The organism is Nocardia sp. CWNU-33, from assembly GCF_046764895.1.
Classification (GTDB): domain Bacteria; phylum Actinomycetota; class Actinomycetes; order Mycobacteriales; family Mycobacteriaceae; genus Nocardia.
Map to the genome: position 1 here is coordinate 24,363 of NZ_JBKOQN010000042.1, position 18,659 is coordinate 43,021.

Sequence of the window (18,659 nt, forward strand, 5' to 3'; positions counted from 1 at the left end):
CCACGTCCGCCTCCACAGCTGGGAACTCCGCTCGTGCACTCGGCGCAGCGTGTCGGCCTGTTCGGGCAGCAGCTATCGGTTCCGAATCGAGCGCGGCAGGGTCCCGTCCGGTGTCACCAGATCGCAGGCCAGGGCGATCGCTCGTGCATATCCGCCGAAGTGGCCGAAATGAGGTGTCAGGATGGCGATTGCCCCTGCCTTGCAAGCTGTTTGGACCACCAGCGTCGTCGGCATGTAGGTGTCCGATCGGATCGTGAGGATTCCGACGAACACATAGCCCCGCTGATGAGCCAATGTGCCGATCACCTGCTCGTCCCGATGCCGGTTCGGGCCGGTGATATCGAGCTGCAACAGGCCGATTGCCCTGGGTTGCATAAGATCTCCCCTGATCGCTGTTGGTTGACACAGGCTCATCCGCCTACGGTCAGTCGTCGTTCAATACACGTTCCAGGCGTCGGTCCGGCACAACCTCACCCGCACGGACCATCACTCGGAACGCCGACCGCTTCCGGCCACACTCGTCGATCCGACACTCGCTGTGCTCGTGCGCCTCCGGCACCGTGAATGGGACCGTCGGCGATTCATGCTGGAGCCGAAACTGGATGCCGGACACCGTGATCGAGTCATGCTCGTTCGGGTGCTGCTCATCGCCGAGCGGAAGCAGCCACACCATCGCCACGATTCCGCCGCTACAAGCAAGCGCCACCAAGAGTCCACTGACCACTGCCGCATCCATAGGTCACCGCCCGGCGACGCGGTCACGACCTGCTCGGAAATTCGTTGTCACATAGGCGTTCACCGCGCCACCAGATCGCGGGTGGTTCCAACGTGATGACGTAGGCAACCGCAGATATCGTCGCGACTCCGCTGCCCAGATGATCAGCTCCAGGTGTCACAACCGCGTGCGCGCCCGCGTTGTCCCGCGCGGTCAGCAGCCGCATCAGTGGTGCCGCGTTGCGGTGCAGGTCGGCTGCCACCCATTCCACAATCCGGTATCCGCGCTCAACGCAGAACTTTTCGATGGCTGCCCGATGTCGAGCCTGGCTCGCACCGGAAATGTCGGTGCGCAGATAGGCGACCACAACCGTGATGCCATCCCCGGCCGGAAGGCTCCGCACCACTTCCATCGTGCTACTCATAGTCGGATTCGTCGCGGGCACTGACGTATGCCGTAGCTGCCACGCTCGGCAGACACGGCGCCGCGTGCCCGGTGTGATCTCCAAGAATCTCGTACGCCGTATCCTCATTGGCGATCTCAGGTGCGTCTTGATCGCACCTGTACCGCACGGCCACATGACTGGTCGTCATGGTCATCAACATGCCTTCCCCTGTCGTTGGAGGCACTCGGGCCAGGTGGGTGGCCGGCTATCGTTCAGCTGACGAAGAACGACATCGGACAGCGGCGTCCGCCGTTGCACAGATCCGCCGGTTGTGTGGGTTCCCCCTGCGATCGGCTTGGCTCCGAGTGCATGAACAGACTGGCGGGGAGCCGGTGCAAAACTGTCCCGCATCGGGACACTTGTCGCGTTGGCTAGCATTAGGTTGCAAGTTCCGGCGAGAAAGTACACACATGTACGAGGACCAGAACCACGACGACCGAGCGGTTGGCCTTCGGATGCGCGCCATTCGCCGCCAACGCGGATGGTCCCAGCAATTCGTCGGTGATCGAGCCGGCCTCAGCCGAGGTGCTATCGCAAAATATGAGGCTCTCGACCGACCCGTTGATTCGCGAACGACCTTGTACGCGCTGGCCGAAGCTCTCGGCGTGAGGGTCGGCGACTTAACCGGGGAGCATCAGGATCAACTGGACCCGTCGGTCGCGAAATTTCACGCATCGGTGGCAGACATCGAGATTGCGCTGTGGACAACCGGTAATACGACCCCAACCGGGACGGTGCGCACCTTGACCGAACTCGCCACGGTGGCACAGCACGCCGCACAGTTGCGCCGTGCCTGCGATTACGCAGCACTCGGACCCCTGCTGGCCCCATTGCTCACCGACTGCTATCGACACACTCGTGACGCAACCGGCGCCGACCGCGATATCGCATGGGACGTTCTGTCCGCGTCTGCCTACACCGCTTCTGCCGCACTGAAGGCTCGCGGTTACTCGGCTTTGGCGTGGACAGCCGCGCAAGAGATTGAGCGAGCCGCCGAAAACATCGGCGGCACAGCAGGTCCAGCAACAGCAATGTTCACGCGGAGTCAGATTCTCCTCTCCCGGCCAGGCTCCCTGCCCACCGCGCTGGACTACGCAGCGAGCGCCGCGGACCGCCTGGCCCGCGACGTTCGGACACTCGGAGAGATCGAAACCTATGGTCAGCTGCATCTGCAGGCAGGCCTCGTAAGCGCCGCACTCGGCACCGATCCCACCCCGCACCTCGACGAAGCCGACGAGCAGGTCGCCCGGCTCCAGCACGCCAAAAAAGGCTCGTCGATCCTGCGTAACCCCACATTCGGCGCATCAAACGTCACGCTCTGGCGAATGTCGGCAGCCATGGAACTGCGCGAACCCGAGCAAGTGCTGAAATTGGCACCTTGCTTGGCCCCAGAAACAATCAAGGCACCGGGTCGACGTGCCCAATACTTCGTCGAGATCGGCCGAGCTCATGCACAGCGTCGGCACTACCGGGAATCCCTGAATTCCATCCTGCGCGCAGAATATATTGCGCCACAACAAGTTCGGGGGATGAATCATGTGCGCGAGCTGGTGGGGCACATGATGCGATCTGCGCGCCGCGACCTGGCTACTGGCGATCTGGGCCGTCTGGCTCAGCGAGTGGGCGTGGTTCCGATCTAGCTGCACGGGCTGACACGATGGAGCTATGAACGATCAGGGAAACCCCATCCTGTATGTAATCGTCACCGGATCTCCAGCCGCCGCCGACGTAGGAAACCTGGTCGATCTGGCCCAAGCCGACGGTTGGGATGTGTGCGTGATCGCATCACCGGACGGCTATCGGTTCATCGACGCGGATGCCCTGGCTACAAAGACCGGGCATACCGTACGCAGCCACTACAAGGAGCCGGGCGCGCCCGACGTGCTACCGCCTGCCGATGCGATGATTGCGGCACCGATCACCGGCAATTCGCTGGCGAAATGGGCGGCAGGAATCTCCGATACCCTCGCGCTCGGTCTGCTCGTCGAAGCGGTCGGGAAGGGGCTGCCGGTGGTGGCCGTGCCGTTCTCAAATCAGGCCCACCTCGGGTTCCCTGCAATCCAGGAAGCCATCACGAAGCTGTCCGGATGGGGCGTCACGATTGTGGCCAAGGAACCCCACGAACCGGGCGCTGGCGGACGTCAAATCCCGCTGTTCCCATGGAAAGACACCTGGCAAGCCCTCGTGGAGCATCCGAACCGCTCCGGTACGAGCTGACCAGAGATAGGTACGGTCGTCCTCCGGACCCGATATTCGCCACACCATCGAGCAGGCATTGCAAACCCGAACCCCACATGCTTTCGGGTTCGGACACGTCGAATGCCTCGGTGCCGAAACGGGCGATCATCGACAGTTCTCTGGATGCGATTGGCCTCGATGGCCATACCCACCCGACTCGGGACACGACCGCCACAACTCGCGCCATCGAGGGAATTCGCGCAACCCAGCGCTAGCATGGGCGAGCTGGTAACGGTCGATTTGCCGATCCCGAGGTGGTTCGATGACAAGTACTGTTCCACAGCCTGTGGCGCTGGGTGATGATGCCGCCCGGACCCTTGCGAACGCAACCAAAACCGTCCCGCAGATGGAGTCGATCACCCCGCGGTGGCTGGTTCATCTGCTCAATTGGATTCCGGTCGAGGCCGGTATCTACCGGCGCAACCGGGTAACGCATGAGCAGACCGTCGATATTCAGTGCGACAATTTCGACGAGTCCCCGCTGCCGGAAACCTTCATCGACTACGAGAAGCAACCGCGCGAATACCGACTGAAGGCAGTGCACACGATCCTCGACGTGCACACCCGCGTCTCGGACCTGTACTCGAGCCCGCATGATCAGATAGCCCAGCAGTTGCGCTTGACGATCGAAGCGATCAAAGAGCATCAAGAGGGCGAGCTGATCAACAGTCCCGACTACGGGCTGATCGCGAATGCCGCCAAGAAACAGCGGATCCCGACGATCGCCGGACCCCCCACCCCCGACGACCTCGACAATCTGATCGCGCGCGCGTGGAAGGAACCCGGCTTCTTCCTGACGCACCCAGAAGGGATCGCGGCATTCGGGCGAGAATGCACCCGGCGCGGTGTGCCGCCACCGACGGTAAGCATGTTCGGTTCGCAGTTCCTGACCTGGCGTGGGATTCCGATCGTCCCGTCGGACAAGGTGGCGGTCGAGCGCGGCAAGACGAAATTCCTGCTCATCCGGACCGGCGAGACCCGTCAGGGCGTGGTCGGGCTGTACCAGCCGGGACTGGCAGGCGAACAGGGACCGGGGCTTTCGGTGAAGTTCATGGGTGTCGATCGCAGTGCGATCGCGTCGTATCTGGTGTCGCTGTATTGCTCGTTGGCGATCCTCACCGACGATGCCGTCGCAGTGCTAGAGGGAGCCGAGGTGGACAAGTTCCATGACTACGCCCCGTCCTACCGAAGCTGAGCCGCCGGTTCCGCCGTATTCGGCGGATACCGTTGCGGCATCGGCGAGTTCGCTGCTGCCGGACGAAGCCACGTTGAACCGTCTCGCCGCGGAGTTCTTCTCGGCGCTGCCTTCGGCGGCGCGTGGGATCGAGTTTCCCGGCATCACGTCGCCAGACATCGCCACACCCGATTTCGCGTCGCCGGGTATCGCGACGCTCGGTGTCGCGGAGCCAGGAATGACGTCGTCGAGCGCCGCCGTTCCGGCCGCACCACCTGCGGCCGGGCGCTCGGCAGCCGGTCCAGCCGCAGGTGGTACCTCGGCAGCGAGTCCATGGATGGCCAGTCCGTCGGCAGCCGATCGGCAGGCATCGGTGCCACCCAACTCGCCCACACAGGGCGTCCCACCCGGAGGACCCACCCCGGATCCGACGGTGCCTTCCTGGCAGACAGAGGTGCCCGCCAACCCGGCGGGCCGACCGCCGACCTCGGCACTGACCGGTGCAGATGTGTACACCGACCAGTTCCTCCCCGACTTGCCCACGCTGAGCAATTCCCCCAGGCTGCCACCGTCGACTGGTCCCGCACTGTCGGCCGAACCGAGCTTCTATTTCCTCGACCGGCCAGAAATCGCTGCACCACAGGCCAATTCGCAGTTCTACTTCCTCGACGAAGGTCTCAGGGCCTCGCCCGATCGACACCCGCCCTTCGACGTGTACGCGGTGCGCAACGACTTTCCGATTCTGCGTGAACGGGTGAACGGACAGCCGCTCGTCTGGTTCGACAATGCCGCCACCACGCAGAAACCACGATCGGTCATCGAGCGACTCACATATTTCTACGAGCACGAGAACTCGAACATCCATCGCGCCGCACACGAACTGGCCGCCCGCGCGACCGACGCGTATGAGCAGGCCCGCGACATCGTGGCCCGGTTTCTCGGCGCATCCTCCGCGGAGGAGATCATCTTCGTCCGCGGCGCCACCGAAGGCATCAATCTCGTCGCCCAAACCTGGGGCCGCAAGAACATTCGCGAGGGCGACGAGATCGTCATCTCGCACCTCGAGCACCACGCGAATATCGTGCCCTGGCAGATGCTCGCCGGCGAGACCGGCGCGGTGCTGAAGGTCATCCCAGTCGATGACAGCGGGCAACTGCTGCTGGACGAGTACACAAGACTGCTGTCCGATCGCACGAAACTTGTCTCGGTAGCGCATGTTTCGAATGCCCTCGGCACGATCACGCCGGTCCACGAGATCGTCGCGGCCGCGCACCGAGCCGGTGCCGTAACGCTCGTCGACGGAGCGCAATCGGTGCCGCACACCAGGATCGATGTGCGATCGATCGGCGCCGACTTCTTCGTGTTCTCCGGCCACAAGCTCTTCGGCCCCACTGGAATCGGCGTGGTGTACGGCACTTCTTCGGTGCTACAGGATGTTCCGCCATGGCAGGGCGGCGGAAACATGATCAGCGACGTCACCCTGGAACGTTCCCTCTTCCAACCGCCCCCCGGCCGCTTCGAGGCAGGCACCGGAAATATCGCCGACGCGGTCGGGCTCGGCACGGCCATCGAGTATGTCGAAGGCATCGGCATCGACAATATCGCCCGGTACGAACACGATCTTCTCGCCTATGCGACGTCCCGCGTCGCCGCGGTGCCGGGCGTTCGCCTGGTCGGGACCGCCGTCGAAAAGGCCAGTGTGCTGTCGTTCGTCATGGACGGATATCAACCACTCGAGATCGGAAAGGCATTGAACGAGAACGGCATCGCGGTGCGCGCCGGGCATCATTGCGCTCAACCCATACTTCGGCGCTTCGGACTGGAAGCGACCGTCCGTCCCTCGTTCACGTTCTACAACATCTGCGAGGAAGTCGACCGCATGGTGGCCGTCCTCGAACGGCTGGCCCGCGCACGTCGCTGAACCTCCGCGATACCACGCTGGTCGATGGCTACTGGGCTGGTTCCCGCAAAACCCGGGACGCGAGCGCCCGTTGCCGACGATGCTTGTCTCCAACTGATGACATCTGCCGGATTCGTCCACCGGGATCGGGTCGACGCCGGGACCGAGTTCAGGGTGACGTGGTCGGATCGATCTCTGGAAGGGCCTCGACCCCCATAAGGATCGAGTTTCAAAGCTAGCCGCGCAGGAGGACGGCACGAGCGGTAGCCAGGCGTTCGGTCTCGTTGCGTGGTGAGTGATTGCCCGATACCTCGTCGGCCCATTCGAGCAATTGATGCAGGTAAGGGTCGGGCACAGCCGTAGCGATGCGGGGGCTGCCGATGGTGACCGCGCCGCTGGTTCCATCGATGGTGACGAGCGTGCCTTCGGGGAGTGTGCGTTCACCACAGCGCACGGAGGCGGCGTCGACGATGAGGTCTGTGACCCCTACGACGGCTGGTTTGCTCATTGCTCGCGCGACGATCGCGGCGTGACAGGACGGCCCGCCACGGGCGGTGACAACTCCGGTGGCGGCGGCCAGGCCGTGCATGTCCAGTGGGGAGGTCTCTGGTCGGATCAGTATGACCGGACCTGCTGCGGCCATCCGGACCGCGTTGTCGGCGGTGGTCACGATTCTGCCAGCGGCGACACCTGGGCAGGCACCCATCCCTCGGGCAAGGATGTCGGCTCCGCTGTCTGTCGCTATTCGGGGTGTGCGGGCATGCTGGAGATGTTGCGGGGAGATTCTCAGTAGTGCTTCATGGCGTTCGATCACGCCCTCGGCGGCGAGGTCAACGGCGACCCGGACCGCGGCAGCGGTGGCGAGTCCGCCGATGCGTACTTGCAGGATCCACAACACGCCTGCCTCGAAGGTGAACTCGATGTGGCATGCGTCGCGGTAGTGGTTCTCGATGCGCGTCAGGGCGTGTACCAGGTCGGCCCACACTTGCGGCTCTCGGTCGGCCAGTTCGTGCAGGGGGCGGGTCGGTGATTTGCCGGAGACGACGTCGTCGCCTTGGCCGCCGAAGAGGACTTCACCGAACGGGACAGGTTCACCGGTGTTGGGGTCGCGGCTGAATGCGACCCCGGTCCCGCTGTGGCGATCGCGATTCCCGTACACCATTGCCTGCACCGTTACGGCTGTGCCGAGGTCGTCCGGGATGTTGTGCAGTGCGCGGTAGGTTGCGGCACGCGGCGTGTCCCATGACGAACACACGGCCGCGACCGCCAGCTCCAGCTGCCGAGGCGCGTCCTCGGCAGCAACGGCTTCCAGGCCGGCTGCGTCGATGTCGGTGATGGCGGATGCGAAACTCGACATGAATCGCAGCCGCGATTTCCACGCGAACGATGAATTGCCTGTCTCGGCTGTCAATCCCCTGGTGGCGTTGATAGTGAGACCGAGGTTGAGGATTGTGTTCATCATGCCGGGCATCGACACGCTGGCTCCGGAGCGGACGGACACTGTCAGCGGCCTTTCGGAGCCGCCCAGCGTGCGATGCGTAGCGGATTCGAGTTCGGTCACGGCGGTTGCGAGTTCGGTATGGAAGCCCTCCGGGAAGCGCCTGTCACGGAGAAAAGCGCGGCAGGCGTGTGTGCTGATGACGAATCCGGCGGGCACGGGCAATTCCAGGCGCCGCAGCACGATGAGCCCATGTGCCTTGCCTCCGAGGACTTCGGCCGTTTCCCCGACCTCCGAGGAGAGGGGGTAAGTCCACCTCATCGCATTGTCCCCTCGGCTCGGCGCCGCCATTCGACGTGGTGTCGGCGACGAGATGCGAACTCGCTGGACGGGTCATCGTGGTTCAGAATCGCGGAATCCCCAAAGTGGTAAGCAAGTCTTCGTGAAGTTGGAACCAGACCGTGTGATACGAGACGGTGCTGACCGCCACATAGTCCACTTGGCCGGACTTCGCCCGAGCCAGCGCGTCGGCGAGGCGCAGGCCATATCGCTGGAATCGGAGCATCGTCGCGGCCAAGTCCGCGCAGATGACCTGGGCCCGTGTGTCGAAGTCTGTGAGCCTGTCCAGAACCCGAGCATCGTAGACGGGGTCGGTGTGGTCGTTGAGCGTCATGACGCCGTCGGCGGATCGTGTCTGCCAAGCCGTGCACAGGTTGAGCAATTCCGGGTTGAGCGCGAGGAACCCGTCGTACGCTCGAGCCACATCGGTTCGAGTGCCTACTTTTTCCAACTCGTCGGCGATCCACTCGGCGACTGCAGCGCGGCCGGCTTCTGTGAGACCCCACCCACCGAAATCACCCGCCGAATGCGTGACACGTCCGGCCACAGCGAAAGCGATCAACTCGTATTCGACATCGGATTCGGAGAGTCCCGTTGCCTCTGCCACACGAGCGGCACCAGCGAAACCGATGCAGCGAAGAGCATGGAGTACGAGCATGTTGGCACCGGCCGGATGCGGATCCGTCATCACACAGCCCCCTGCGGTTGCGCGGCGTTCGACGCGCCAGTGACCGCCGCGGCAGCTCTGGCGGCGAACCGCTTCTGCGCAGCTTGCCGGGATATCCCGAAGCGCACGCCGATCTCGGCCCACGGCACACCGGCTTGCCGCGCTTGGGCCACGAAATGGCCGATCAGTCGATCGGCCAGCTCCATGAAACGCGCAGCAACGATCGCGGCCTCCGACAGCTGGGCCGGCGCGTTGCCGGGATGCGACCTCTCGATCGAGTCGATCACGCCGGCGAGCGGCAACCGATCATCCATTCGTCAACTGTAGGTTGACGAATGGATGATCGTCAACTATTAGTTGACGAGATGTGGTGATGCTCAGTACGAGCGTCGGCTGACACGCAGAAACCAAGGAGTGGCGATGGACGCTATCGAGGGTGCCGCGCAGCCTCGTGACGAGGAACAGGTCCAGCGAGCGGTCGTTGTGGGCGCCGGTATCGCTGGCCTTGCGGCCGCGCTGCGGCTTCACCAGCAGGGTTGGGACGTGCTCATGGTCGAGCGTGCCCAAGGCCGTCGCAGTAGCGGCTACCTGGTGAACCTGCACGGACCGGGATACGACGCGGCGGAGCGGCTAGGACTGCTCCCGGCGTTGGCGCCGCGCGATATCGGATTCTTCACCTCGATCCTGGTCCACGCGGACGGCCGGGAAAAACTCACGGTACCGGCTGGCGTCGCGCAAACCGCTGTCGGCGGTCGGGCGCTGACCGTCTTCCGCGGCGATCTGGAGTCGGTGCTGTACGAGGCGTTGGCCGATGCCGTCGCGATCCGTTTCGGCACCACCGTGCAAGCCGTCACCCAGAATCCCGGCGAGGTCGACATCACGCTCAGCGACGGCGACTGCGTGCAAGCCGAACTCCTCATCGGCGCCGACGGCTTGCACTCCCGAATCCGCGAGCTCGTATTCGATACTGAAGTCGATTGTCTGGTGAACCTGCGGCACTGGTGGGAGCGTTCCCGCTGGAACAGGTTCCCGAGCACGTTCCGCAAGGAGCCGGCACCACGTTCATCGGGCCCCGGCGCACGGCGGCGGTGATGAACCTGGGCCCGGGACGGTCCTCGGCGTTCTTCACCTACCGCTGCCTCGACCCGGAGGCCGAACTGACACGTGGACCGGTCTCAGCCCTCACCACGGCCTTCGGAGATCTCGACGGAGGAGTCTCCGGTGCGCTCCGCCAGCTCGAAGCCGACCCCGCGGCCGCCTATTTCGATTCCGTCACCCAGGTCGTGACCGACAGGTGGAGCCGTGGCCGAATCGTCTTGCTCGGCGATGCGGCCTGGTGCGTTACTGTATTCGCCGGGTACGGCGCAGCCCTCGCCCTTGACGGAGCCGACCGACTCGGCACCGCATTGGCAGCGCATCAGGACGACATCCCTGCAACTCTGGCCGACTGGGAAGCATCGCTTCGCCCCGAGGTGCGCAAACGACAAACACTGGCCCGCAAGGGAATGAGCCGCTTCGCCCCACCAACCAGAGCTCACGTCTGGGCCGGCGAACTGATGCTGCGAGCCATCCAGATGCCAGGCATACGCGGGCTGGTTCAGCGCTCCATCCAGCGCGCGAACAACTAGATCCACTGTCCACCGGCTCGATGATCGCCGCTGATCTTATGCCGCCCGTGAATCAGTAGATCCAAAGCCGAGTCGAGGACTGCGGCAGGCTGCTCGGCTCGCCGGAAGCCGCTAGATACCTGGTTTCGGCTCGCGGCGGTCGGCTCAGTTCTCGCTGACGCCGCTGAGTTCATTCGGGGCGGCGGCCAAGGTGATGGTCGCCGAGACGGTGCCCGTCGCAAGGTCGATGCGGTGCACCTTCTTGGTGGCCGGGTCGGAGACGTAGGCCATCCCATCGCGCGCGAACAGCACCGGGCGGGCCTGCTGCCACTTCAATGGTTCCTGCCAAGCATCGATGACCGGGATGGCGCGGGTGACGGTGCCCGCTACAGGATCGATCACATGGATGCGACCGTCGGTGCCGAGGACCAGCGCTTCGCCCTGTGGGCCGCGGGCCAGCGATCGGAAGGTGTAGCTAGTGCCGAGATCGACCAGGCGGAGTGTGCCGGTGGCCGTGTCGATGAGTGAAATCTGCTGTGGTCGTTCTAGTTCGGCGTCCTTGTCCTGCTTGTAATCGCCGAGCACGATCGAGGAGACAGCGCTGCCCACGGCATTCCCGATGCGGCCGTATGGGGTCGGGCTGGTCACCTTTGTGACAACACCGTTGCGGTAGACGAGAACACCTGTCTGGCAACCGATCACGACCGCCTCTTCCTTGGCTGTGGCTTCGCCGTGCACGCCAGGGCAGTCCTCGTTGCGCGCGATCTCCCTGCGGTCCTTGTCGAGCACCGCGATGCCGAGGCGCTTCTCCTCGGTGCCGAGAGTGATCACCATTTCACCGTTGTCCAGTTCGACAGCGACGCCGTGATGCGGCGCGGCGGAACGGTAGACAACCGTCTCCGGCTTCCCGCCGCCGAGCGTCGCGGGGTCGAAGGAGGTGACTTCGCCGGTGCCGTCGGCGAACAGAACCGTACGCCCCGCGTGCCGGACGACGTGGCCCGGCTCGGCAGCGGGGAAATCGGTGCCGGTGAACACGGCGTCGACCGCATCGAATACCCGGAAGCCATCCTTGGTCGACACCATCAGATGACGATCATCCCCCGCCGGATTCAATCGGTTGAACCCCTCGAGTTTCGCCTCACCCGTCTGCGCGAGTGTCATCGCGTCCAGGACATAGATACCGCCGTCATAGGTCACCGCGATCGGCTCGCCACCCGAGGCAGACGCCTTCTTCGAGTCGTCCGCGCCGCAGCCCCCGAGGACGACCACCGAAGCGATTAGCCCGGATATGGCCGCCGATTTCGTTGCTCGTGATCGACTATGCATGTATTACTCCAGTTCTCGTGCGGTAGGCACATTTACGGCGTGGTGAGCCCACGCGCGATCGCCTCGGTGTTGACGCGCATCATTTCCAGGTAGGTGCCGGCGCCCGCACCGGGTTCGGTGAGCGATTCGGTATGTAGCCCGATCACCTGCACGTGCAGGCCGGCCTGTTCGGCGAGGACGTGGGCGAGCCGGTCGGGTTGCGACGAGTCGATGAAGATTGCTGGGACGTCGGCGGCTCGGATCGCGACGGCAAGGTCTTTGAGGTCGGATGAACTCGGCGACGCGAGGGTCGTCCCGCTGGGAATCACCGCGCCGACGACCCGGAAGTCGAAACGGTGTGCCAGATAACCGAATACGTGGTGATTGGTGACCAGTTGGCGTCGCTCGACCGGAATCGTGGCGAACCGCTCGGTCATCCAATGGTCGAGCTGATCGATCTCGGCCAGGTAGCGATCGGTCCTGGTCCGGAGGGCTGCGGCATCGATGCCGCCGACATGCTCGATGATCTCGGCGCTGATCACCTCGACGGCCTTGCGCATCCGCTCCGGATCGGTCCAGAAGTGCGGATCGGAACTACCCGCGGATTCGTCGAAGACGTAGCTGAGCGGGTCGAGGTGATCGGCAACGGCGACCGTTGGGACGCCGGCGTTCTCGGCCGCCGCGACATTGCGGGCAACCCCTTCCTCCAAACCGAGGCCGTTGTGCACAACCAGGTCGGCACGGTCGAGCAGTGCCGCCTGTTTGGCGGATATCGCGAAAGAGTGCGGGTCGGCGTCGGCCGGCATCAACACCGTGACTTCGGCGGCGTCGCCGACGATGGCCTGAGTCAGATCACCGAGAATATTGGTGGTGACCACGATTCCGGCGCGCTCGCCGCCACCTGTCGTGCAGGCGGCGACTACCGGCAGCAGCATCGTCAAGGCCGCAGCGATCCGCGTCACGGTTCTCATTCGCCGGTCTCCACCATCAGTGTCGGATCGATCCCGACGGTGAATGTGCGCGCCAGGCGCAGGTTGTCGTTGTAGGCGATCTCGTAGACCTTCCGTCGAGCCGCGTCGTTGACATAGGCGCGATTCGAATCGACCTGGATCACCGGCGGTGTGGCACTTTCGGCCAACGGCTCCAGCAGCGCAATTTGTGCTGTCTCCCTGCCACTTTCGGGATCAAGGCCGCGCAGCACACCATCTCGCGTCAACACCAGCAGCGCGGATCCCTCCCCGGCCGTGTTCACGGCCCATACCAGGCCGACCGACACGAACGTCCACAACCTCTTGCGGACATCCAGCGTCCAGATCCCCTGCTCCCCGGCCTTGGCGGTAAGCGTCGCACTGCCAGGACGGTGGGTGAACTCCACCGCACGATCGGCGTCGACCACTTCTCGCGGATAACGAATCTTCGTGCCGGTGAACACTCCGTCTCGGTGGGACACCACCAAAGCGCCATCAGCACAACCGAAGACCACGCCGCGACGGGTCACCGCCCGACCGCGCGGGTTGGCGCAGGGCTCGGCGACGGCAGTCACCGGCGCGCCGTCGCGGACGCGAACCTCGATTCGCCCACTCGGGACCGCGACCAGCAGATGTTCGGCGTAGGGCACCACACTGCCTTCGGCGATCCGGCCCCGTTCGGAGACCGTCCCGTTCTCCAGGGCAAGCCGGTCGAGCAGGAGCGTGGTGCCGCTCTCGAAGGCCACCGCGACCACGGCGGCGTCGCTCAGCACACCCGCCACCCGGCCGCCCACGATGGCGCCGATCCCGCGGGCCGTTGTGCGGTAGTAGTGGACGTGATCACCGTGATCGACCGTCCATCCGCCGCTGTCTACGATCCGTGCCGAATCCGCCGCGCCGATAAACGCGAACCGACCGTCGCCCGCAATCCCACGCACGCCTGCGGCCCGACCGGCCTCGACGACCTGCTCGGTGATCAGGTCGAGCACCTCGATGGCGCCGGTTCGCTTATCGGCCAGGACCAGACGCGACTGCGCATCCGAAGTCTCCTCGGCTCCCGCCACGTAACCATGCGGCGTTGCTGCCGGCTGCCGACTGTCGGCACCGACGCCACACCCCGCCAGTGGCACCACCGCGACAGCACCTGCCGCCAAAGCGGCATAACGAACACCCCTGCCGCGCAGCCGATCACGCAGTCCAGCGGCGATTGCCGAGAGAAAGAACAACCCCACAGCGACCGCCGCGATCGTTGCGCCGCCCGCGGTTCCGGCATGCCAGGAAATGATCAGCCCGACAACGGTGGACAACGCGCCGAGCAGTGCCGCGACGAACATGACGGCCGGAATACGATCCGCCCAATATGTCGCGGCCGCGGGCGGGGCGATGAGCAGCCCGAAAACCAGCAGAGTGCCGACGATGTGGAACGACGCGACGATCGCCAGCGTCACCAGACCAACCAGCGCAACCTGCGCGAGTCGCGGGCGCAGACCGAGCGTGTGCGCCTTGCGCGGGTCGAAAGCAAGCGCCACGAAACCGCGATGGCCGAGCACCGCAACCGTCACCGCGACGATCAGCGCGACAGCCAGATACCAGAGGTCTCGCTCGCGCACGGCCAGCACGTCACCGAACAAGAACCCGGTGAGATCTACGGCGAACGACTGCGAGCGGGAAACAATGATCACCCCCAGGGCGAGCATGCCCACGAACAGCAGCCCGATCCCGGTGTCGGCGGACAGCCGCCGGTTACGTCCGAGTGCCGAGACGCCGAATGCCATTGCCGCACAACTGATCGCGGCACCGAGGAGTAGATTGCCGCCCAGCAGCGACGCCACGGCGACTCCGGGCAGCATGCCGTGCGCCATCGCGTCACCGAGAAAGGCCATGCCGCGCACTACAACCCAGGTCCCGGCCAGTGCGCATACACAGGAGACGAGCAGGCCGCCCCACAACGCCCGTTGCACGAAAGCCACCTCGAACGGGGCGAATAGCCACTCCATGGTCGGCTACGATAGAATGAAAATGATTATCATTACAAATGAGGTGACATGTCCCACACTTCCGTCCCGGACGCGCTGCGCATCAGCGGACTATCCGCCGGCTATTCCGGCAGGTCCGTCCTGCACGACCTGACCACCGCCATCCCGTGCGGCCGCGTCACCGCGGTGGTCGGGCCCAACGGGTCGGGAAAATCCACGCTGCTCAGCGTTATCGCGGGGGTCATCACGCCGCGAGCAGGCACCGTGTGGCGACGATCCACGGAGCGGCCCGCATTCGTCGTCCAGCACACCGCCGTTTCCGCGACACTGCCGCTCACCGTCCGGGAGACCGTCGCCATGGGGCGCTGGGCACATCGCGGCCCATGGCGGTGGCTGTCCCGGCAGGACCGCAACACCGTGCGCGCCTGCATGGAACGACTCGACATCACCGACCTGGCGACCCGACGCCTCGACACCCTCTCCGGCGGCCAACGCCAGCGAACCCTGATCGCTCAAGCACTCGCTCAGGAAGCGCCGCTTCTCCTGCTCGACGAACCCGCCGCCGGGCTGGATTCGGCCGCACAGCAAGAGATCTCCCACACACTGGGCGAGGTCAGCAGCCACGGCGTCACCGTAGTGCAGGCCACCCATGACATGGACGAGGCGATGCGCGCCGACCATTGTCTGCTCCTGCGGGACGGCATGTTGATCGCCGAGGGGAAACCGCACGCCGTACTGTCCGACCGCTGAACCGACCACCTCTCACCAGACTTTCACGGCCGGGACATCGCCGACAATGCACGACCACACCCGGTCTCGCGCCTGTCCCATCCTGCGCCCCTGGTCTTGCTATCCGAACGCGCCAGTCGAACGAATGACCCACAGCACCAGGAAGGTGAGCATGCTCGCGAAGCACAGGACATGATCCTGAAAGATGGACCGGGACAGGCGCGTCTGTTCCGAGGATGTATCGGAGCGCCCGCCGAGCCGCATCGCATTGGGCACAACTCGGGTGAGCGCCAAGAGGATCGGGCCGCCCGCGAGTGGGGCCGACACGATCAGCAGCCACCCCGGATCGTCGCCGCAAAAGGCTTGAATACCCAATGCGCACAACAGAATAAGCATGACCACTGCGATCAGCAGACTCATCGGTTTTGAGGTCGTTGTCGCCCGGCGATAGTAATCAGCGATGGACGCGAGCACAGGTTCGGGTAGTTCGCCCCGACGCCCCCGCACCTGAATATCGAAGATCAGGTCCATCCATAAGGTCGACAGCAGAAACCCACTACAAGCGGTGAGCAGCGCGGGCGCGACATTCATTGCGAGAGTATGCGGCCGACCGGTGCGGCGGACGATGGCGGGTGGTCGACGAATAGGAATACGCGGCTGTCGCGTCCGGCCGATCTTGGTTCAGGCACATATTTCGTGATCATTTACCCGGCCGAGTCGCTACCCACGTGACTGCGTCCGGCCTCGTTCGCTCGCGTCTACTCGCAGTGGCGCCGGCTCGGTGCGATGGTTGACCGTTGCCGCACTCGCACCGAGCCACTATCAGCGACTATGCCCGTCAGATCTCAGCAGATGACGGGCGCAGGCTCGCCGCGAACTCGGCCCTCGAGCCACCCCAGCACCGTGGGGGCACCCTCTGCCGCCGCAGACAAATGCTCGGGCGCGGACACCAGCATCGTCTGCAACTGCACCCCGGCCCCGCACCAGCGGCGGTCGGTGTTGTTGATGGCGTCGACCGGAATCAGCGGGTCGCTCGGCGAATGCCATTCGAACATCGGTATTTGCGGCACCCCGGCGTAGAGTTCCATACTGTTCTCCTCCACCACCGACCGGGCCGAGGGACTGTCGAAAATCGAGGTGCTGGTGAGGTAGTCGCGAGCGCTGCTGTTGGCACCCATGGCGAGGATACTGTTGGTGCAGCTGTTGGCAAGGGCGTCACGGATCTCGTAGCCACGCGAGTTGAGATACGCGCTGATCGGCACCCGGTCCGGGTACTCCCGCTCCAGGCCGACTGCCGTTGCCATGGCCAGCCCGAAAGCGGGGTGCGGCGCGAAGCCCAGCGCCTCCGCCATCGTCACCAGGTTCGCCGGGTAGCCGCCGATGGCCGCGCCCGCGAGTTGCAACTCGGTTGCGTACGACGGCTGCAGCGCTGCCGCCCATGCGGTGGCCAGGCCGCCACCGGAGTAGCCGGCCATCACCACTGGACTGTGCTGTACGGCGAGCTCGGGCAGCCGTTTCACCGCCCGGATGCCGTCCAAAACGATTTGGCCACCCAAACGGCCGGCTCCAAAGGCAAACTGCGGTCCGAGATGATCCGGCAGCGCGACACTCCAACCCTGCTGCAGCACCACGTTCAACATCGGCGTCGTCGCCATCAGATTCAGATCGCTGTTGTACAGCGTGTGCGATACCGCGCAGGCGGTGCCGAGCGAATTAATGAAATGCTGATACGACAGCAACGGCCCGTCGGGCCGATGACCGAAGGGGGTAAGGATCGTCGTGGTCGCCGCGATCGGCGCACCGTGCGAGTCGGTGGACCGGAACTTGACCAGTGACACAGTGGCGCCGGGGAATAGGGGCAGCGGCGGCATTCCCCGCACCTCGAGCACGTCACCGGGTCCGTGCGCTGCCAGATCCGCCGGGGCGGCATAGAACGGGTCCGGATCGGGCCGCGGATACGTCGGTCCCGCGGTTGCCGTCGTCGCCAGCAGCAGCGTGAGTGCTACACCGCCGAATACACCGAAGACATGGGCCCAACCGCTGCGCATACTGCCGAAGGAAAGAAGCGGACGAGTCAAGACCTTGACCTCCCAGGGTTATGCGTGGCATTCGTCGACCAGCCAGGCTGAATTCAAGGACTACCGTTGGCAAACTTACAGCGACACATCGAAGGGTGAGCCGAATATGTCGAAAAATGGCGCTGCGCATCCGATGTGGCCCAGCCCGGTGGCACTGTCGTCGAGCCTTTCAAGGCAACACTGCGGATACGCCGCGCCTAGACGACCTGGAACTATAAGTAAGCGCAGCATCGAAATCCGGCGGGGGTTTCGGCTTCGCGGGACATCACTTCGTCGCGGGCCGGTTCGAATTAATGCGGTCCGCCGCGGATGGTAGGTCGCGTCCCAGCGCCGATCAGCTAACGACGCCGCCGGCATCGGTCCAAGCGACAGCGCGCAGCGGAAACGAGCCCATCCCGTGCATTGGCGCCGGCAGTGCGACCAGCCTGGCACCGGTGTCGGGGACCGCGTCCAGGTTTGTCATGTGCTCGATGATCGGGATTCCGGCACCGAGCAGAGTGTGGTGGCACGGCCGCGTCGGCAGGGACGTGTCGTCGATGTCGAGCGAGTCGATTCCAACCAGCGCCACGTTGGCGGCGACCAGCGCATCCGCGACCTCGCCGACCAGGAACGGATGCCCGGGACTCCGGTATGCGGACGAACCCCACCGGGCCGACCATCCCGTGTGCACGAGCACAGCCTTGCCCCATAGCCGCGCCGGGTCGCCGAGCACATCCGGTCCCACCACGCGGATCCCCGCCACGCGGATCATCACGATCAGCACGTTGAACAGCCGTTCCAGCGGCAGTTCGGCGATATCGGCGCCATCGGCGTGGAAATGGAAGGGCGCGTCGATAGAGGTCCCGGTGTTGCCGAGCATATCCACGCGCGCGATGTCGTAGGTCATGTCGATCAGCGGCGACTGCTCGCGCGAGATTTCTGTGGTGATTCGCGGTCCAGGCAGGCTCGGATAGGTGAGCATGCCGTCCGAGATCGGATGGGACAGCTCCCACATCGCCTTGCTCATGCAAGAGACCGTACCGGCCGATTCCGCTGTAAGCGGCGAGCTTTACTTCGGATTACGAGCGGACCGCGTGATCG

The 18,659-nt window shown here is 64.6% G+C and carries 19 protein-coding genes; 7 read left to right on the forward strand and 12 right to left on the reverse strand.

Annotated elements, in window-relative coordinates; translation table 11 throughout:
• Positions 1-72: 72 nt before the first annotated feature.
• From ACLMAL_RS34465 to ACLMAL_RS34475, 3 genes are read right to left on the reverse strand one after another with little or no spacing between them, the layout of a single operon-like run.
• The gene (locus ACLMAL_RS34465; RefSeq protein WP_412002891.1) at positions 73-375 is read right to left on the reverse strand and encodes a hypothetical protein; all 303 of its coding nucleotides are present in this window, start codon (positions 373-375) and stop codon (positions 73-75) included.
• 49 nt (positions 376-424) lie between these two features.
• A complete protein-coding gene (locus ACLMAL_RS34470; protein WP_412002892.1) occupies positions 425-724 on the reverse strand; it encodes a hypothetical protein in 300 nt (99 codons plus the stop codon).
• A 34-nt stretch (positions 725-758) separates the two neighbouring features.
• Entirely contained in the window at positions 759-1,139 is a 381-nt protein-coding gene (locus ACLMAL_RS34475; RefSeq protein WP_412002893.1) for a hypothetical protein, read from the reverse strand.
• Positions 1,140-1,615: 476 nt separating this feature from the next.
• Between ACLMAL_RS34475 and ACLMAL_RS34480 the strand changes: the two genes are divergently transcribed.
• The 4 genes from ACLMAL_RS34480 to ACLMAL_RS34495 all read left to right on the forward strand — a co-directional run bounded on the left by ACLMAL_RS34480 (position 1,616) and on the right by ACLMAL_RS34495 (position 6,493).
• Positions 1,616-2,800, forward strand: coding sequence for a helix-turn-helix domain-containing protein (locus ACLMAL_RS34480; protein ID WP_412002917.1), 1,185 nt, complete (start codon positions 1,616-1,618; stop codon positions 2,798-2,800).
• Between the two features lie 25 nt (positions 2,801-2,825).
• Positions 2,826-3,377: a flavoprotein gene (locus ACLMAL_RS34485; protein ID WP_412002894.1), complete on the forward strand. Its 552-nt coding sequence runs from the start codon at positions 2,826-2,828 to the stop codon at positions 3,375-3,377.
• Between the two features lie 283 nt (positions 3,378-3,660).
• Positions 3,661-4,593 (forward strand): family 2A encapsulin nanocompartment shell protein, encoded by a 933-nt coding sequence (locus tag ACLMAL_RS34490; protein ID WP_406230300.1) that lies wholly within the window; start codon positions 3,661-3,663, stop codon positions 4,591-4,593.
• Entirely contained in the window at positions 4,565-6,493 is a 1,929-nt protein-coding gene (locus tag ACLMAL_RS34495; RefSeq protein WP_412002895.1) for a family 2A encapsulin nanocompartment cargo protein cysteine desulfurase, read from the forward strand. Before ACLMAL_RS34490 ends, ACLMAL_RS34495 begins: the two co-directional genes overlap by 29 nt.
• 214 nt (positions 6,494-6,707) lie before the next feature.
• Here ACLMAL_RS34495 and ACLMAL_RS34500 read toward each other — a convergent pair whose 3' ends face one another.
• The 3 genes from ACLMAL_RS34500 to ACLMAL_RS34510 form a co-directional block, all read right to left on the reverse strand.
• Positions 6,708-8,231 carry a pyruvate, phosphate dikinase gene (locus ACLMAL_RS34500; RefSeq protein ID WP_412002896.1) on the reverse strand — a complete coding sequence of 508 codons (1,524 nt, stop codon included), beginning with the start codon at positions 8,229-8,231 and terminating at the stop codon, positions 6,708-6,710.
• An 82-nt stretch (positions 8,232-8,313) separates the two neighbouring features.
• The gene (locus tag ACLMAL_RS34505) at positions 8,314-8,856 is read right to left on the reverse strand and encodes a hypothetical protein (protein WP_412002897.1); all 543 of its coding nucleotides are present in this window, start codon (positions 8,854-8,856) and stop codon (positions 8,314-8,316) included.
• Between the two features lie 80 nt (positions 8,857-8,936).
• The gene (locus tag ACLMAL_RS34510; protein ID WP_412002898.1) at positions 8,937-9,230 is read right to left on the reverse strand and encodes a hypothetical protein; all 294 of its coding nucleotides are present in this window, start codon (positions 9,228-9,230) and stop codon (positions 8,937-8,939) included.
• A gap of 106 nt (positions 9,231-9,336) precedes the next feature.
• On the opposite strand from ACLMAL_RS34510, the gene ACLMAL_RS34515 reads away from it, so the two are divergent.
• Positions 9,337-10,008, forward strand: a complete 672-nt coding sequence (locus ACLMAL_RS34515) for an FAD-dependent oxidoreductase (protein WP_412002899.1) — start codon at positions 9,337-9,339, stop codon at positions 10,006-10,008.
• Entirely contained in the window at positions 10,008-10,544 is a 537-nt protein-coding gene (locus ACLMAL_RS34520) for an FAD-dependent monooxygenase (RefSeq protein ID WP_412002900.1), read from the forward strand. Before ACLMAL_RS34515 ends, ACLMAL_RS34520 begins: the two co-directional genes overlap by 1 nt.
• A 144-nt stretch (positions 10,545-10,688) precedes the next feature.
• Here ACLMAL_RS34520 and aztD read toward each other — a convergent pair whose 3' ends face one another.
• The 3 genes from aztD to aztB are packed head-to-tail and all read right to left on the reverse strand — an operon-like array spanning position 10,689 to position 14,793.
• The gene (gene aztD, locus ACLMAL_RS34525; RefSeq protein ID WP_412002901.1) at positions 10,689-11,849 is read right to left on the reverse strand and encodes a zinc metallochaperone AztD; all 1,161 of its coding nucleotides are present in this window, start codon (positions 11,847-11,849) and stop codon (positions 10,689-10,691) included.
• Positions 11,850-11,881: 32 nt separating this feature from the next.
• On the reverse strand, positions 11,882-12,799 hold the full coding sequence (gene aztC / locus ACLMAL_RS34530; protein ID WP_412002902.1) for a zinc ABC transporter substrate-binding protein AztC: 918 nt from the start codon (positions 12,797-12,799) through the stop codon (positions 11,882-11,884).
• Positions 12,796-14,793, reverse strand: coding sequence for a zinc ABC transporter permease AztB (gene aztB / locus ACLMAL_RS34535; protein WP_412002903.1), 1,998 nt, complete (start codon positions 14,791-14,793; stop codon positions 12,796-12,798). Before aztB ends, aztC begins: the two co-directional genes overlap by 4 nt.
• Before the next feature lie 48 nt (positions 14,794-14,841).
• Between aztB and aztA the strand changes: the two genes are divergently transcribed.
• Positions 14,842-15,522 carry a zinc ABC transporter ATP-binding protein AztA gene (gene aztA, locus ACLMAL_RS34540; protein WP_412002904.1) on the forward strand — a complete coding sequence of 227 codons (681 nt, stop codon included), beginning with the start codon at positions 14,842-14,844 and terminating at the stop codon, positions 15,520-15,522.
• Between the two features lie 99 nt (positions 15,523-15,621).
• On the opposite strand, the gene ACLMAL_RS34545 is transcribed toward aztA, so the two are convergent.
• From ACLMAL_RS34545 to ACLMAL_RS34555, 3 genes are all read right to left on the reverse strand, one after another.
• Positions 15,622-16,092 carry a hypothetical protein gene (locus tag ACLMAL_RS34545; RefSeq protein WP_412002905.1) on the reverse strand — a complete coding sequence of 157 codons (471 nt, stop codon included), beginning with the start codon at positions 16,090-16,092 and terminating at the stop codon, positions 15,622-15,624.
• A gap of 254 nt (positions 16,093-16,346) precedes the next feature.
• On the reverse strand, positions 16,347-17,549 hold the full coding sequence (locus tag ACLMAL_RS34550) for a lipase family protein (protein WP_412002918.1): 1,203 nt from the start codon (positions 17,547-17,549) through the stop codon (positions 16,347-16,349).
• Between the two features lie 364 nt (positions 17,550-17,913).
• Positions 17,914-18,585 (reverse strand): cyclase family protein, encoded by a 672-nt coding sequence (locus ACLMAL_RS34555; protein WP_412002906.1) that lies wholly within the window; start codon positions 18,583-18,585, stop codon positions 17,914-17,916.
• Positions 18,586-18,659 lie beyond the last annotated feature (74 nt).

Bases quoted from the DNA above. Each gene is read 5' to 3' on its own strand.
- ACLMAL_RS34465 (WP_412002891.1), bottom strand. From the start codon at position 375: ATGCAACCCAGGGCAATCGGCCTGTTGCAGCTCGATATCACCGGCCCG.
- ACLMAL_RS34475 (WP_412002893.1), bottom strand. From the start codon at position 1,139: ATGAGTAGCACGATGGAAGTGGTGCGGAGCCTTCCGGCCGGGGATGGC.
- ACLMAL_RS34480 (WP_412002917.1), top strand. From the start codon at position 1,616: ATGCGCGCCATTCGCCGCCAACGCGGATGGTCCCAGCAATTCGTCGGT.
- ACLMAL_RS34485 (WP_412002894.1), top strand. From the start codon at position 2,826: ATGAACGATCAGGGAAACCCCATCCTGTATGTAATCGTCACCGGATCT.
- ACLMAL_RS34490 (WP_406230300.1), top strand. From the start codon at position 3,661: ATGACAAGTACTGTTCCACAGCCTGTGGCGCTGGGTGATGATGCCGCC.
- ACLMAL_RS34495 (WP_412002895.1), top strand. From the start codon at position 4,565: ATGACTACGCCCCGTCCTACCGAAGCTGAGCCGCCGGTTCCGCCGTAT.
- ACLMAL_RS34500 (WP_412002896.1), bottom strand. From the start codon at position 8,231: ATGAGGTGGACTTACCCCCTCTCCTCGGAGGTCGGGGAAACGGCCGAA.
- ACLMAL_RS34510 (WP_412002898.1), bottom strand. From the start codon at position 9,230: ATGGATGATCGGTTGCCGCTCGCCGGCGTGATCGACTCGATCGAGAGG.
- ACLMAL_RS34515 (WP_412002899.1), top strand. From the start codon at position 9,337: ATGGACGCTATCGAGGGTGCCGCGCAGCCTCGTGACGAGGAACAGGTC.
- ACLMAL_RS34520 (WP_412002900.1), top strand. From the start codon at position 10,008: ATGAACCTGGGCCCGGGACGGTCCTCGGCGTTCTTCACCTACCGCTGC.
- aztD (WP_412002901.1), bottom strand. From the start codon at position 11,849: ATGCATAGTCGATCACGAGCAACGAAATCGGCGGCCATATCCGGGCTA.
- aztC (WP_412002902.1), bottom strand. From the start codon at position 12,799: ATGAGAACCGTGACGCGGATCGCTGCGGCCTTGACGATGCTGCTGCCG.
- aztB (WP_412002903.1), bottom strand. From the start codon at position 14,793: ATGGAGTGGCTATTCGCCCCGTTCGAGGTGGCTTTCGTGCAACGGGCG.
- aztA (WP_412002904.1), top strand. From the start codon at position 14,842: ATGTCCCACACTTCCGTCCCGGACGCGCTGCGCATCAGCGGACTATCC.
- ACLMAL_RS34545 (WP_412002905.1), bottom strand. From the start codon at position 16,092: ATGAATGTCGCGCCCGCGCTGCTCACCGCTTGTAGTGGGTTTCTGCTG.
- ACLMAL_RS34550 (WP_412002918.1), bottom strand. From the start codon at position 17,549: ATGCGCAGCGGTTGGGCCCATGTCTTCGGTGTATTCGGCGGTGTAGCA.
- ACLMAL_RS34555 (WP_412002906.1), bottom strand. From the start codon at position 18,585: ATGAGCAAGGCGATGTGGGAGCTGTCCCATCCGATCTCGGACGGCATG.